The organism is Streptomyces sp. NBC_00239 (genome assembly GCF_036194065.1).
GTDB lineage: Bacteria > Actinomycetota > Actinomycetes > Streptomycetales > Streptomycetaceae > Streptomyces.
This window is the reverse complement of record NZ_CP108095.1, coordinates 2889685-2901999: the sequence shown is the minus strand read 5'-3', so window position 1 is coordinate 2901999 and position 12315 is coordinate 2889685. Positions and strand designations below refer to the sequence as shown.

Sequence of the window (12315 nt, the reverse complement as noted above, 5' to 3'; positions counted from 1 at the left end):
CCTGGGGCAGCCCGTGCGTGAATACCTGCTGACGCTGTGCGTCACGGTCGCGGTGACCTACCTGCTCACCGGTCCGGTGCGCAAGTTCGCGATCGCGGTCGGCGCCATGCCCGAGATCAGGGCCCGGGACGTGCACCGGGAACCGACACCGCGGCTCGGCGGGATCGCGATGTTCGGCGGCCTGTGCGCAGGCCTGCTGGTCGCGGACCACCTGGAGAACCTCAACGGGGTCTTCAAGCTCACGAACGAGCCGCGGGCGCTGCTCTCCGGGGCGGCCCTGATCTGGCTCGTCGGTGTGCTCGACGACAAGTTCGAGATCGACGCCCTCATCAAGCTCGGCGCGCAGATGATCGCCGCGGGCGTGATGGTCATGCAGGGCCTGACCGTGCTGTGGCTGCCGATCCCCGGCTTCGGCACGGTCTCGCTGACCCAGTGGCAGGGCAACCTGCTCACCGTCGCGCTCGTCGTGATCACCATCAACGCGGTGAACTTCGTGGACGGCCTCGACGGCCTCGCGGCCGGCATGGTCTGCATCGCGTCCGCCGCGTTCTTCCTGTACGGCTACCGCCTCTGGTACGGGTACGGCATCGAGGCGGCCGCCCCGGCCACCCTGTTCGCAGCCATCCTGATGGGCATGTGCCTGGGCTTCCTGCCGCACAACATGCATCCCGCGCGCATCTTCATGGGCGACTCCGGGTCGATGCTGATCGGGCTGGTGCTGGCCGCGGGCGCCATCTCCATCACCGGGCGGCTGGATCCGGACGCCATGGCCGTGTACTTCGACGGCGAACGCAACGCGACCCACGCGATGGTGCCGGTCTTCATCCCGCTGCTGCTGCCGCTCACGATCATCGCGATCCCGATGGCGGACCTGACGCTGGCGATCGTCCGGCGCACCTGGAACGGCCAGTCGCCGTTCGCGGCGGACCGCGGCCACCTGCACCACCGGCTGCTGGAGATCGGGCACTCGCACAGCCGGGCCGTGCTGATCATGTACTTCTGGTCCGGGCTGATCGCCTTCGGGGCGGTGGCGTACTCCGTGCACTCCGCCTCGATGTGGATCGTGTTCGCGATCGTCGGGCTGAGCGCGGTGGGCCTCGTGCTGCTCCTGCTGCCCCGCTTCACGCCGCGCGCCCCGCGGTGGGCCGAGCGGCTCGTACCGCCCCGCTACCGGCACGCGGAGCGCGCCGCGGAGGCCGCCGCGGAGGCGGCCCTGCAGGACGCCACGGCGCCGGAGCCGGCCCCCGCGCGGATCGTCGCGGGTGTCTCGGGCGTCAACGGCGCCACCGCCATCGGCCGCCGTGCACAGTTCCCCGACCGGCACAAGGCCGAGTCCTCCAGCTGACCGCGCCCGGGTGCCGGCAGGCCGCGCGCGCGGCCGCGGACAAACGATGGGTGAAATTCCGTGGGCCCCGCCGTGAAGCGGGGCCCACGGCCATGTGTCCGGGGTCAACGCGGAGGCCGGTCAAGGCCTCCGTTCGCGGAGGCACGTGGGGTGGGGGCGGATCACGGCCGGTTGACGAATAGGATGCCGGGGTCCATTACCAGACATTTGGACGCCGCGCAGTGCACAGACGCGCGGGTTACCTCTCATGTGTGACAGTGAGCACACCCGACAGGTAAAGACCTCATCAAATAGTTTGTGATACCGTTCACTAAACCCGGCGACAGAGCCGAAGGACCGTAGTGCGACGGTCCATTGGCCCGAGGCTCGATCTCGGACCGGGCTTACGCTCGTCCTCGAACGAGTCCCGTGCCCCCACCATCACGCGGAGCAATTCGCCATGCGCTCTGAAGAATCCCGAGCACTCCTGCATACCGTCGTGCCCACCGCTGCCGCCGGCGCCATCGCCGTCGCGATCAGCGGGGTCGTCGCCGGTGGCAAGGGCGCGATCGGGGCTCTCGTAGGAGCGCTGGTCGTCATCCTCTTCATGGGGGTCGGCGTCGTGGTGCTGCAACGCACCGCCAAGTCTCTGCCGCAGCTGTTCCAGGCCATGGGGCTGATGCTCTACACCACACAGCTGCTGCTGCTGTTCGTCTTCGTCGCCGTGTTCAAGGACACGACGCTGTTCAACCCCAAGGCCTTCGCCGCCACGCTGATCGCCACCACCCTCGTGTGGATGGCCGCCCAGGCCCGTGCGCACATGAAGGCCAAGATCCTTTACGTCGATCCCGACTCGGATGACAAGGGCGGAAAGCCCGAAAACACCGGGTCTTCGTCGTGAAGGGTAGGGGCGGGATAAGTTCGCGTTCGGGATCCTGCTATCGTCCGGTGCCAACTGCGGCATCGCGGGAGCGGGCATCTGAGCTGACGCCTGGCCCATCGCGAGGCTCAATGCCTGCTAGCCGCCCCCACACCCGTAAGACCAGTCCAGTGCCGAACCGCGGCCACGCGCCGCGCCGACACAACGAGGTTGCCGTACCCATGCGCCACGCTGAAGGAGCCCGCGGTGAGTGCTGATCAGACCCAGCTTGCCTTTGACTGGAGCTGCCGCATCATGGCCGACAACGGCTGTGGCTTCCCGGCTCCGGGCCTCCACTCGTTCCTTTTCCAGCCGCTCTTCACCGTCGGCGGGTACGAGTTCAACAAGGTGATGCTGCTCGCGCTGATCACCACCGTCCTGGTCGTCGGCTTCTTCTGGGTCGCCTTCGGTAAGGCCAAGGTCGTACCCGGCAAGCTCCAGATGGTCGGTGAAGCGGGCTACGACTTCGTCCGCCGCGGCATCGTCTACGAGACGCTGGGCAAGAAGGAGGGCGAGAAGTACGTCCCCCTGATGGTCTCGCTGTTCTTCTTCATCTGGATCATGAACATCTGGTCCGTGATCCCGCTCGCGCAGTTCCCGGTCTCCTCGATCATCGCCTTCCCGATGGTCCTGGCCGCGATCGTGTACGTGGTCTGGGTCTCGCTGACCTTCAAGAAGCACGGCTTCGTCGGCTTCTTCAAGAACGTCACCGGCTACGACAAGTCGCTCGGCCCGGTCCTGCCGCTCGTGATGGTCATCGAGTTCTTCTCGAACCTGATCGTCCGCCCCTTCACGCACGCGGTGCGACTGTTCGCGAACATGTTCGCCGGCCACCTGATGCTGGTCATGTTCACGGTCGCCTCCTGGTACCTGCTGAACGGCGCGATGATCCCGGCCGCCGGTGTCTCGTTCGTGATGACCGTGGTCATGATCCTCTTCGAACTTTTCGTGCAGGCGGTTCAGGCGTACGTGTTCGTGCTCCTCGCTTGCTCCTACATTCAGGGCGCTCTCGCCGAGCACCACTGAGCCAAACCCGCCCCGCAAGATCCACAGTCGTCCGGTGGCCAACCCCCACCGGTCCGTGAAAGAGAAGGAAGATCCGGCATGTCTCAGACCCTTGCAGCCGTCAGCGGTTCCCTCGGCTCCATCGGCTACGGCCTCGCCGCCATCGGCCCCGGCGTCGGCGTCGGCATCATCTTCGGTAACGGCACGCAGGCTCTCGCCCGTCAGCCCGAGGCTGCCGGCCTGATCCGCGCCAACCAGATCCTCGGCTTCGCCTTCTGTGAGGCGCTGGCCCTCATCGGCATCGTTATGCCGTTCGTGTTCGGTAAGTAATCACCTCTTACTGACACTTTCGACGAAAGGCATTGATGTGATCGCCAACCTGGTTCAGCTGGCGGCCGAGGAGGAGCAGAACCCGCTTCTGCCCCCCGGTCCCGAGCTGCTCATCGGCACCATCGCCTTCGCCATCGTCTTCTTCTTCTTCTGGAAGAAGCTCCTCCCGACCATCAACAAGGTTCTCGAGGAGCGCCGCGAGGCGATCGAGGGTGGCATCGAGAAGGCCGAAGCGGCTCAGACCGAGGCCCAGAGCGTGCTGGAGCAGTACAAGGCCCAGCTCGCCGAGGCCCGTCACGAGGCCGCTCGCCTGCGCCAGGAGGCGCTCGAGCAGGGCACTGCGCTCAAGGAAGAACTGCGCGCAGAGGGCCAGCGGCAGCGTGAGGAGATCATCGCTGCCGGCCACGCCCAGATCGAGGCCGACCGCAAGGCCGCCTCGCAGGCGCTGCGCCAGGACGTGGGCAAGCTCGCCACCGACCTGGCCGGCAAGCTCGTCGGCGAGTCCCTCGAGGACCACGCCCGGCAGAGCCGCACCATCGACCGCTTCCTCGACGAGCTCGAGGAGAAGGCCGAGGCGGCTCGATGACCATGCACGGAGCGAGCCGCGAGGCACTCGCCACCGCTCGTGAGCGTCTCGACGCGCTGACGGACAACACGTCCGCCGACGCCGGGAAGCTCGCCGGTGAGCTGGCTGCCGTCACCGCGCTGCTCGACCGCGAGGTGTCGCTGCGTCGGGTCATCACGGACCCGGCGCAGGCCGGCGAGGCCAAGGCCGAGCTGGCAGGACGCCTGCTGGGCGGCCAGGTGGGCGGGGAAACCCTCGACCTGGTGTCCGGCATGGTCCGCTCCCGCTGGTCGCAGTCGCGCAACCTGGTGGACGCGCTGGAGGAGCTGGCGGACACCGCCGAGCTCACCGCCGCCCAGCAGGCCGGTGCACTCGACGACGTCGAGGACGAGCTGTTCCGCTTCGGGCGCATCGTCGCCTCGAGCACGGAGCTGCGTGCGGCCCTGACCGACCGGTCGGCCACCGCCTCCGCCAAGAGCCAGCTGCTGCGCAGCCTGCTCGGCGGCAAGGCGAACGCGGTCACCGAGCGGCTGGTCGCGCGTCTCGTCACGCACCCGCGGGGACGTAGCCTGGAAGGGGGACTCCAGTCCCTCTCCACGCTCGCCGCGGCGCGCCGCAACCGCATGGTCGCCACCGTGACCACCGCGGTTCCGCTCAGCGACGTGCAGAAGCAGCGTCTCGGTGCGGTCCTGGCCAAGCTGTACGGCCGCCAGATGCACCTGAACCTCGACGTGGACCCGACGGTCCTCGGCGGGATCTCGGTGCGCGTCGGTGACGAGGTCATCGACGGCAGCCTCGCGGAGCGCCTCGCAGAGGTGTCCCGCCGCATGGCCGGCTGACCAAGCCACCAAAGCAGAAAAGCATTTCCAGCGGCCCGGTTGGGCCGTGCAGAACTTGCAGAAGATTCCTGGGGGTCGCCCCCAGACCCCTAAGAAGCTTCAGGCCCAACAAGGAGAGCAGGGAACCCAGATGGCGGAGCTCACGATCCGGCCGGAGGAGATCCGGGACGCGCTGGAGAACTTTGTCCAGTCGTACAAGCCGGACGCGGCCTCGCGCGAGGAGGTCGGAACGGTCAGCGTTGCCGGCGACGGCATCGCGAAGGTGGAGGGTCTGCCCTCCGCCATGGCGAACGAGCTGCTGAAGTTCGAGGACGGCACCCTCGGTCTCGCCCTCAACCTCGAGGAGCGCGAGATCGGTGCGGTCGTCCTCGGCGAGTTCAGCGGTATCGAGGAGGGCCAGCCGGTGCAGCGCACCGGTGAGGTTCTCTCCGTAGGCGTCGGCGAGGGCTACCTCGGCCGCGTCGTCGACCCGCTCGGCAACCCGATCGACGGTCTCGGCGAGATCGCGACCGAAGGCCGCCGCGCCCTCGAGCTGCAGGCCCCCGGCGTCATGGTCCGCAAGTCGGTCCACGAGCCCATGCAGACCGGCTACAAGGCCATCGACGCCATGGTGCCCGTCGGCCGTGGCCAGCGTCAGCTGATCATCGGCGACCGTCAGACCGGCAAGACCGCGCTGGCCGTCGACACGATCATCAACCAGCGCGACAACTGGCGCTCCGGCGACGTGAACAAGCAGGTCCGCTGCATCTACGTCGCCATCGGCCAGAAGGGCTCGACCATCGCGTCCGTTCGCGGCGCCCTGGAAGACGCCGGCGCGCTCGAGTACACGACGATCGTCGCCGCCCCGGCGTCCGACCCGGCCGGCTTCAAGTACCTGGCGCCGTACACCGGTTCCGCCATCGGCCAGCACTGGATGTACGCCGGCAAGCACGTCCTGATCATCTTCGACGACCTGTCGAAGCAGGCCGACGCCTACCGCGCCGTCTCGCTGCTGCTGCGCCGCCCGCCGGGCCGTGAGGCGTACCCGGGCGACGTCTTCTACCTGCACTCCCGTCTGCTGGAGCGCTGCGCGAAGCTCTCCGACGACATGGGTGCCGGTTCGATGACCGGTCTGCCGATCGTCGAGACCAAGGCGAACGACGTGTCGGCGTTCATCCCGACCAACGTCATCTCCATCACCGACGGCCAGTGCTTCCTGGAGTCCGACCTGTTCAACGCGGGCCAGCGCCCGGCGCTGAACGTCGGTATCTCGGTCTCCCGCGTCGGTGGCTCCGCCCAGCACAAGGCCATGAAGCAGGTTTCCGGCCGTCTGCGCCTGGACCTCGCCCAGTACCGTGAGCTGGAGGCGTTCGCCGCCTTCGGTTCCGACCTGGACGCCGCGTCGAAGGCCTCGCTGGAGCGCGGCAAGCGCCTGGTCGAGCTGCTGAAGCAGGGCCAGTACCAGCCGATGCCCGTCGAGGAGCAGGTCGTCTCCGTCTGGGCCGGCACCACCGGCAAGATGGACGACGTTCCGGTCAACGACATCCGTCGCTTCGAGTCGGAGCTGCTGGAGCACCTGCGGGTCAGCCGCAAGGACCTCCTCACCTCCATCGCCGAGGGCGGCAAGATGTCCGACGACACCCTGCAGTCCGTCGCCGACGCCATCGCCGGCTTCAAGAAGCAGTTCGAGACCTCGGACGGCAAGCTCCTGGGCGAGGACGCTCCGGCGGCCGTCAACGTCTCCAAGTGACGACGGAAGGGACCTGACTCATGGGAGCGCAGCTCCGGGTCTACAAGCGTCGCATCCGTGCCGTCACGGCGACCAAGAAGATCACCAAGGCGATGGAGATGATCGCCGCCTCGCGCATCGTCAAGGCGCAGCGCCAGGTGGCGGCATCGATGCCGTACGCGACCGAGCTCACCCGTGCGGTGACCGCGGTGGCGACCGGTTCGAACACCAAGCACGCCCTGACGACCGAGGTCGAGACGCCGACCCGTGCCGCGGTTCTGCTCATCACGAGCGACCGCGGTCTGGCCGGCGGCTACTCCTCCAACGCCATCAAGCAGGCGGAGCGGCTCACCGAGCGGCTCCGCGGCGAGGGCAAGGAGGTCGACACGTACATCGTCGGCCGTAAGGGTCTGGCCTACTACGGCTTCCGCGAGCGCAAGGTCGCGGATTCGTGGACCGGCTTCACCGACAGCCCGGCCTACGCCGACGCCAAGCGCGTCGCGGGACCGCTGATCGAGGCCATCCAGACGGAGACGGCCGAGGGCGGCGTCGACGAGCTGCACATCATCTACACGGAATTCGTGTCGATGATGACGCAGAACGCGGTCGACGGCCGGATGCTGCCGCTCAGCCTCGACCAGGCCGCGGAGGAGAACGGTGGCAAGGGCGAGATCCTTCCGCTGTTCGACTTCGAGCCGTCGGCGGAGGACGTCCTCGACGCCCTTCTGCCGCGCTACGTCGAGAGCCGCATCTACAACGCACTGCTGCAGTCGGCTGCTTCCGAGCACGCCGCCCGCCGCCGCGCGATGAAGTCGGCGACCGACAATGCCGGGGATCTCATCAAGAGCCTCTCCCGGCTTGCCAACGCGGCCCGCCAGGCCGAAATCACCCAGGAAATCAGCGAGATCGTCGGTGGCGCGAGCGCCATGGCTGACGCGACCGCGGGGAGTGACAAGTAATGACGACCACTGTTGAGACGGCCGCCGCCACGGGCCGCGTCGCCCGGGTCATCGGCCCGGTCGTCGACGTGGAGTTCCCCGTCGACGCCATGCCCGAGATCTACAACGCCCTCAAGGTCCAGGTCGCAGACCCGGCCGAGGACGGCAAGCTCAAGACCCTGACCCTCGAGGTCGCGCAGCACCTGGGTGACGGCCTCGTCCGTACCATCTCGATGCAGCCGACCGACGGCCTGGTCCGCCAGGCCCCGGTGACCGACACGGGCGAGGGCATCACCGTCCCCGTCGGTGACTTCACCAAGGGCAAGGTCTTCAACACCCTGGGTGAGGTGCTCAACTACCCCGAGGCGAACGCCGAGGTCACCGAGCGCTGGCCCATCCACCGCAAGGCGCCCCGCTTCGACGAGCTCGAGTCGAAGACCGAGATGTTCGAGACCGGCGTCAAGGTCATCGACCTTCTCACCCCGTACGTCAAGGGTGGAAAGATCGGTCTGTTCGGTGGTGCCGGTGTCGGCAAGACCGTTCTGATCCAGGAAATGATCTACCGCGTCGCCAACAACCACGACGGTGTGTCGGTGTTCGCGGGCGTCGGTGAGCGTACTCGTGAGGGCAACGACCTCATCGAGGAAATGGCCGACTCGGGCGTCATCGACAAGACCGCCCTCGTCTTCGGCCAGATGGACGAGCCGCCGGGCACGCGTCTTCGTGTCGCGCTTGCCGGTCTGACCATGGCGGAGTACTTCCGCGATGTGCAGAAGCAGGACGTGCTGTTCTTCATCGACAACATCTTCCGGTACACCCAGGCGGGTTCCGAGGTGTCGACCCTGCTCGGCCGTATGCCCTCCGCGGTGGGTTACCAGCCGAACCTGGCCGACGAGATGGGTCTCCTCCAGGAGCGCATCACCTCGACCCGTGGTCACTCGATCACCTCGATGCAGGCGATCTACGTCCCCGCGGACGACCTGACCGACCCGGCGCCGGCGACCACCTTCGCCCACCTCGACGCGACGACGGTTCTTTCCCGTCCGATCTCCGAGAAGGGCATCTACCCGGCCGTGGACCCGCTGGACTCGACGTCCCGCATCCTCGACCCGCGGTACATCGCGGCGGACCACTACGCCACGGCGATGCGCGTCAAGGGGATCCTGCAGAAGTACAAGGACCTCCAGGACATCATCGCGATCCTCGGTATCGACGAGCTGGGCGAGGAGGACAAGCTCGTTGTCCACCGTGCCCGTCGCGTCGAGCGCTTCCTGTCGCAGAACACCCACGTGGCGAAGCAGTTCACCGGTGTGGACGGTTCGGACGTTCCGCTCGACGAGTCGATCACCGCGTTCAACGCGATCTGCGACGGTGACTACGACCACTTCCCCGAGCAGGCGTTCTTCCTGTGCGGTGGCATCGAGGACCTGAAGGCCAACGCCAAGGAGCTGGGCGTCTCCTAAGCCTTGCTCCTCCGTGAGCACTGCTGATTGACGGAGAGGGGCGGGTGTGTCCCGTCCCTCTCCCCACGCCCATTAGAATTTGACCCAACACCCGGCCGACCCGCCGGGTGGAGACCCGAGGAGCCACCTTGGCTGCTGAGCTGCACGTCGAGCTGGTCGCGGCGGACCGTTCCGTCTGGTCCGGCGAGGCAACCCTGGTTGTCGCCCGCACCACGTCCGGCGACATCGGCGTCATGCCCGGTCACCAGCCGCTGCTCGGTGTGCTGGAATCGGGCCCGGTGACCATCCGTACGACCGAGGGCGGCACTGTCGTCGCCGCGGTGCACGGCGGTTTCATCTCGTTCGCGGACAACAAGCTGTCCCTGCTCGCGGAGATCGCCGAGCTCGCGGACGAGATCGACGTCCAGCGCGCGGAGCGGGCACTGGAGCGCGCGAAGGCGGAGGCCGACGCCGCCGCCGAGCGTCGCGCGGATGTCCGGCTGCGCGCGGTGACGGGGTCCTGACCCCGTAACCGGACGAGTTTTACCCTCTCAGCCGCGGCCCGCTGGAATTTTCCAGGCGGGGTCGCGGCTGAGGCGATGCAGGTGCTGGTGCTGTTTCATTGCGTCATTCGGATGAGCGAGGAGGTCGGTGAAGATGCTCCTCGCTCTGCTTGTGAGCGGCCTGGTCGTCGCCCTGGTGGTGATCGGTCTCTTTGTCTTCGGGCTGCGCCGGCGGCTGATCCAGCGTTCGGGCGGCACGTTCGACTGCAGTCTGCGCTGGGACGTGGCCGAGGAGACCGACCTGTCCGGCAAGGGCTGGGTCTACGGGGTCGCCCGGTACAGCGGTGACCGCATCGAGTGGTTCCGCGTCTTCAGCTACTCGCCGCGGCCGCGCCGGCTGCTGGAGCGCTCCTCGATCGAGGTGCTCGCGCGCCGCGCCCCCCAGGGCGAGGAGGAGCTGGCCCTGCTGTCCGACGCCGTCGTGCTCGGCTGTCTCCATCAGGGGACCCGCCTGGAGCTGGCGATGAGCGAGGACGCCCTGACCGGTTTCCTGGCCTGGCTGGAGGCCGCGCCTCCGGGGCAACGCGTCAACGTGGCCTGAGAACGTGGCCTGACCGGCCGTACGGGCGCTGCCCGGCGGGTACGGCAGAAGCCGGGGAGCAGGGGGGCGGACCCCTCTCCCCGGCTTCCGTCTTCCGGGCCGCCCGGCGTTTCCCGGGCGGGCTCGCGCTGTCCGGGCCGGCGGGCTGGCGCGGCTACCGGCGGCTACTGCAGGCCGGTGTGGATGGCGCCGGCGAGTTCGCCGTTCGCGGTGTCACCGCTGAATTCCCAGAAGAAGGCGCCCTTGAGGCCCTGGTTCTTGAGCCAGGTCATCTTCCCGGCGATGGTGGCGGGGGTGTCGTAGCTCCACCAGTTGGTGCCGCACTTGGCGTAGGCGGTGCCGGCGATGGTGCCGGTGGCGGGGCAGCTGTTCTTGAGGACCTTGTAGTCCTCGATGCCCTGCTCGTACGTGCCCTGGGCCGGGCCGGTGGCGGTGCCGCCGGGGGCGGCCTGGGTGACGCCGGTCCAGCCGCGGCCGTAGAAGCCGATGCCGAGGTTGAGCTTGCTGCCGGGGATGCCCTTGCCCTTGAGCTTGGTGATCGCGGCCTCGGAGTTGAAGCCGTCCTGCGGGATGCCGGCGTAGGCGGTGAGCGGGGAGTGCGGGGCGGTCGGGCCCTGCGCGGCCCAGGCGCCGAAGAAGTCGTACGTCATGACGTTGTAGAAGTCGATGTACTGGGCGGCGCCCGCGTAGTCCGCCGCGTCCAGCTTGCCGCCGTTCGAGCCGTCGGCGGAGATGGCCGCGGTGACCAGGTTGTTCGCGCCGAACTTGGCCCGCATGGCCTGCATCATGTTCTTGAAGGAGGCCGCGCCGGAGGTGTCGCAGGACAGGCCGCAGGCGTTGGGGTACTCCCAGTCGAGGTCGATGCCGTCGAAGACGTCGGCCCAGCGCGGGTCCTCGATGAGGTCGTAGCAGGACTGGGCGAAGGCGGCCGGGTTCTGGACGGCCTGGCCGAAGCCGCCGGACCAGGTCCAGCCGCCGAAGGACCACAGCACCTTGATGTTCGGGTACGCCTTCTTCAGCTTGCGCAGCTGGTTGAAGTTGCCGCGCAGCGGCTGGTCCCAGGTGTCGGCGACGCCGTCGACGGACTGGTCGGCGGTGTACGCCTTGTCGTAGTCGGCGTAGGCGTCGCCGATGGTGCACTTGCCGCCCTGGACGTTGCCGAAGGCGTAGTTGATGTGGGTGATCTTGGCGGCGGAGCCGGAGGTGACCAGGTTCTTCACGTGGTAGTTGCGCCCGTAGACGCCCCACTCGGTGAAGTAGCCGAGCTTGACCTTGGCGCCGGGGTCCGGGTTGCCGCCTCCGCCGGTCGTGGTGACGGACAGGCTGCCGGAGGACGGGCCGGTCTGGTCGGCGGTGTCGCGGGCGGTGACGCTGTAGGTGTACGTGGTGCCCTTGGTGAGGCCGGAGTCCGCGTAGGCGGTGCCGGTCACCGTGGCGATCTTGGCGGAGCCGCGGTAGACGTCGTAGTTCTTGATGCCCTTGTCGTCGGTGGCGGCGGCCCAGTTCAGGGTGAGCGCGGTGTCGCCGACGTTGGAGGCGGTGGGGGTGCCGGGGGCGGTGGGGGGAGTGTCGCCCGGCTGGCCGCCGCCGTCGCAGGAAGCGCCGTTGACCTTACAACCGGTGGGAGCGCCGCTGCCGGCGCCGTTGAAGCCGAAGCTGACGCTGGCGCCGGGGGAGAGGGTGCCGTTCCAGCCGACGTTCTTGCCGGTCCAGTGGTTGCCGCTGCTGGTGACGGTGGCGTCCCAGGCGGAGGTGACGCGGGTGCCGGTGGGGTAGTCCCACTCCACGGTCCAGCTGCTGAGGGTCGTGGTGCCGGTGTTCTTCACCGTCCACTTCCCCTCGAAGCCGGAGCCCCAGTCGGAGACCTTGGTGTAGGTCGCCGTGGCGGAGGTCGCCGCCTGCGCGGGGGAGGCCAGGCCGACGAGGCCGGCGATGGGCAGGGCGAAGGCGGCGACGGTCGCCGCGACTCTCGAAAAGAAGCGGGTGCGTGGGGGTGCTGTGCTCAAGGGTGCTCCTCCGTAGGTCCGCCGGCCTCGGTGGGGCCGATGCCGGCATGGGGGTGGGACCTGCGCCGCCCGTGAGCACGCTTTGTCATGGCACGCTCACCACAGTGTTGCGGTGAGACTAGAAAGGTCTGGACC

Annotated in this window: 12 protein-coding genes; 11 read left to right on the top strand and 1 reads right to left on the bottom strand. The window is 68.1% G+C overall.

Going from position 1 to position 12315, the window contains the following annotated elements:
- Positions 1 to 13: 13 nt before the first annotated feature.
- The 11 genes from OG764_RS12545 to OG764_RS12495 all read left to right on the top strand — a co-directional run bounded on the left by OG764_RS12545 (position 14) and on the right by OG764_RS12495 (position 10174).
- Positions 14 to 1345 carry an MraY family glycosyltransferase gene (locus tag OG764_RS12545; protein ID WP_328968505.1) on the top strand — a complete coding sequence of 444 codons (1332 nt, stop codon included), beginning with the start codon at positions 14 to 16 and terminating at the stop codon, positions 1343 to 1345.
- A gap of 439 nt (positions 1346 to 1784) precedes the next feature.
- Positions 1785 to 2225 carry a hypothetical protein gene (locus OG764_RS12540; protein WP_328968504.1) on the top strand — a complete coding sequence of 147 codons (441 nt, stop codon included), beginning with the start codon at positions 1785 to 1787 and terminating at the stop codon, positions 2223 to 2225.
- Between the two features lie 273 nt (positions 2226 to 2498).
- Positions 2499 to 3269 (top strand): F0F1 ATP synthase subunit A, encoded by a 771-nt coding sequence (atpB, locus tag OG764_RS12535; protein WP_328972975.1) that lies wholly within the window; start codon positions 2499 to 2501, stop codon positions 3267 to 3269.
- A 78-nt stretch (positions 3270 to 3347) separates the two neighbouring features.
- Positions 3348 to 3578 carry an ATP synthase F0 subunit C gene (atpE, locus tag OG764_RS12530; protein WP_328968503.1) on the top strand — a complete coding sequence of 77 codons (231 nt, stop codon included), beginning with the start codon at positions 3348 to 3350 and terminating at the stop codon, positions 3576 to 3578.
- 37 nt (positions 3579 to 3615) lie between these two features.
- Positions 3616 to 4164, top strand: a complete 549-nt coding sequence (locus OG764_RS12525; RefSeq protein ID WP_328968502.1) for a F0F1 ATP synthase subunit B — start codon at positions 3616 to 3618, stop codon at positions 4162 to 4164.
- A gap of 2 nt (positions 4165 to 4166) precedes the next feature.
- Positions 4167 to 4982: a F0F1 ATP synthase subunit delta gene (locus OG764_RS12520; protein ID WP_328972974.1), complete on the top strand. Its 816-nt coding sequence runs from the start codon at positions 4167 to 4169 to the stop codon at positions 4980 to 4982.
- A gap of 130 nt (positions 4983 to 5112) precedes the next feature.
- Positions 5113 to 6711 (top strand): F0F1 ATP synthase subunit alpha, encoded by a 1599-nt coding sequence (atpA, locus tag OG764_RS12515; RefSeq protein ID WP_328968501.1) that lies wholly within the window; start codon positions 5113 to 5115, stop codon positions 6709 to 6711.
- A 20-nt stretch (positions 6712 to 6731) separates the two neighbouring features.
- The gene (locus OG764_RS12510; protein ID WP_328968500.1) at positions 6732 to 7649 is read left to right on the top strand and encodes a F0F1 ATP synthase subunit gamma; all 918 of its coding nucleotides are present in this window, start codon (positions 6732 to 6734) and stop codon (positions 7647 to 7649) included.
- Entirely contained in the window at positions 7649 to 9091 is a 1443-nt protein-coding gene (gene atpD / locus OG764_RS12505; protein WP_266842334.1) for a F0F1 ATP synthase subunit beta, read from the top strand. The genes OG764_RS12510 and atpD overlap by 1 nt, the downstream gene beginning before the upstream one ends.
- A 128-nt stretch (positions 9092 to 9219) precedes the next feature.
- Complete coding sequence (locus OG764_RS12500) at positions 9220 to 9594, top strand: F0F1 ATP synthase subunit epsilon (RefSeq protein ID WP_328968499.1); 375 nt, start codon at positions 9220 to 9222, stop codon at positions 9592 to 9594.
- A 133-nt stretch (positions 9595 to 9727) separates the two neighbouring features.
- A complete protein-coding gene (locus tag OG764_RS12495; protein ID WP_328968498.1) occupies positions 9728 to 10174 on the top strand; it encodes a DUF2550 domain-containing protein in 447 nt (148 codons plus the stop codon).
- Positions 10175 to 10338: 164 nt separating this feature from the next.
- Here the strand turns inward: OG764_RS12495 and OG764_RS12490 are convergent, their stop codons facing one another.
- A complete protein-coding gene (locus tag OG764_RS12490) occupies positions 10339 to 12180 on the bottom strand; it encodes a glycoside hydrolase family 18 chitinase (protein ID WP_328968497.1) in 1842 nt (613 codons plus the stop codon).
- Positions 12181 to 12315 lie beyond the last annotated feature (135 nt).

Excerpts from the sequence above, each read along its gene's own strand:
- OG764_RS12540 (WP_328968504.1), top strand. The coding sequence starts at position 1,785 with ATGCGCTCTGAAGAATCCCGAGCACTCCTGCATACCGTCGTGCCCACC.
- atpB (WP_328972975.1), top strand. The coding sequence starts at position 2,499 with ATGGCCGACAACGGCTGTGGCTTCCCGGCTCCGGGCCTCCACTCGTTC.
- atpE (WP_328968503.1), top strand. The coding sequence starts at position 3,348 with ATGTCTCAGACCCTTGCAGCCGTCAGCGGTTCCCTCGGCTCCATCGGC.
- OG764_RS12520 (WP_328972974.1), top strand. The coding sequence starts at position 4,167 with ATGCACGGAGCGAGCCGCGAGGCACTCGCCACCGCTCGTGAGCGTCTC.
- atpA (WP_328968501.1), top strand. The coding sequence starts at position 5,113 with ATGGCGGAGCTCACGATCCGGCCGGAGGAGATCCGGGACGCGCTGGAG.
- OG764_RS12510 (WP_328968500.1), top strand. The coding sequence starts at position 6,732 with ATGGGAGCGCAGCTCCGGGTCTACAAGCGTCGCATCCGTGCCGTCACG.
- atpD (WP_266842334.1), top strand. The coding sequence starts at position 7,649 with ATGACGACCACTGTTGAGACGGCCGCCGCCACGGGCCGCGTCGCCCGG.
- OG764_RS12495 (WP_328968498.1), top strand. The coding sequence starts at position 9,728 with ATGCTCCTCGCTCTGCTTGTGAGCGGCCTGGTCGTCGCCCTGGTGGTG.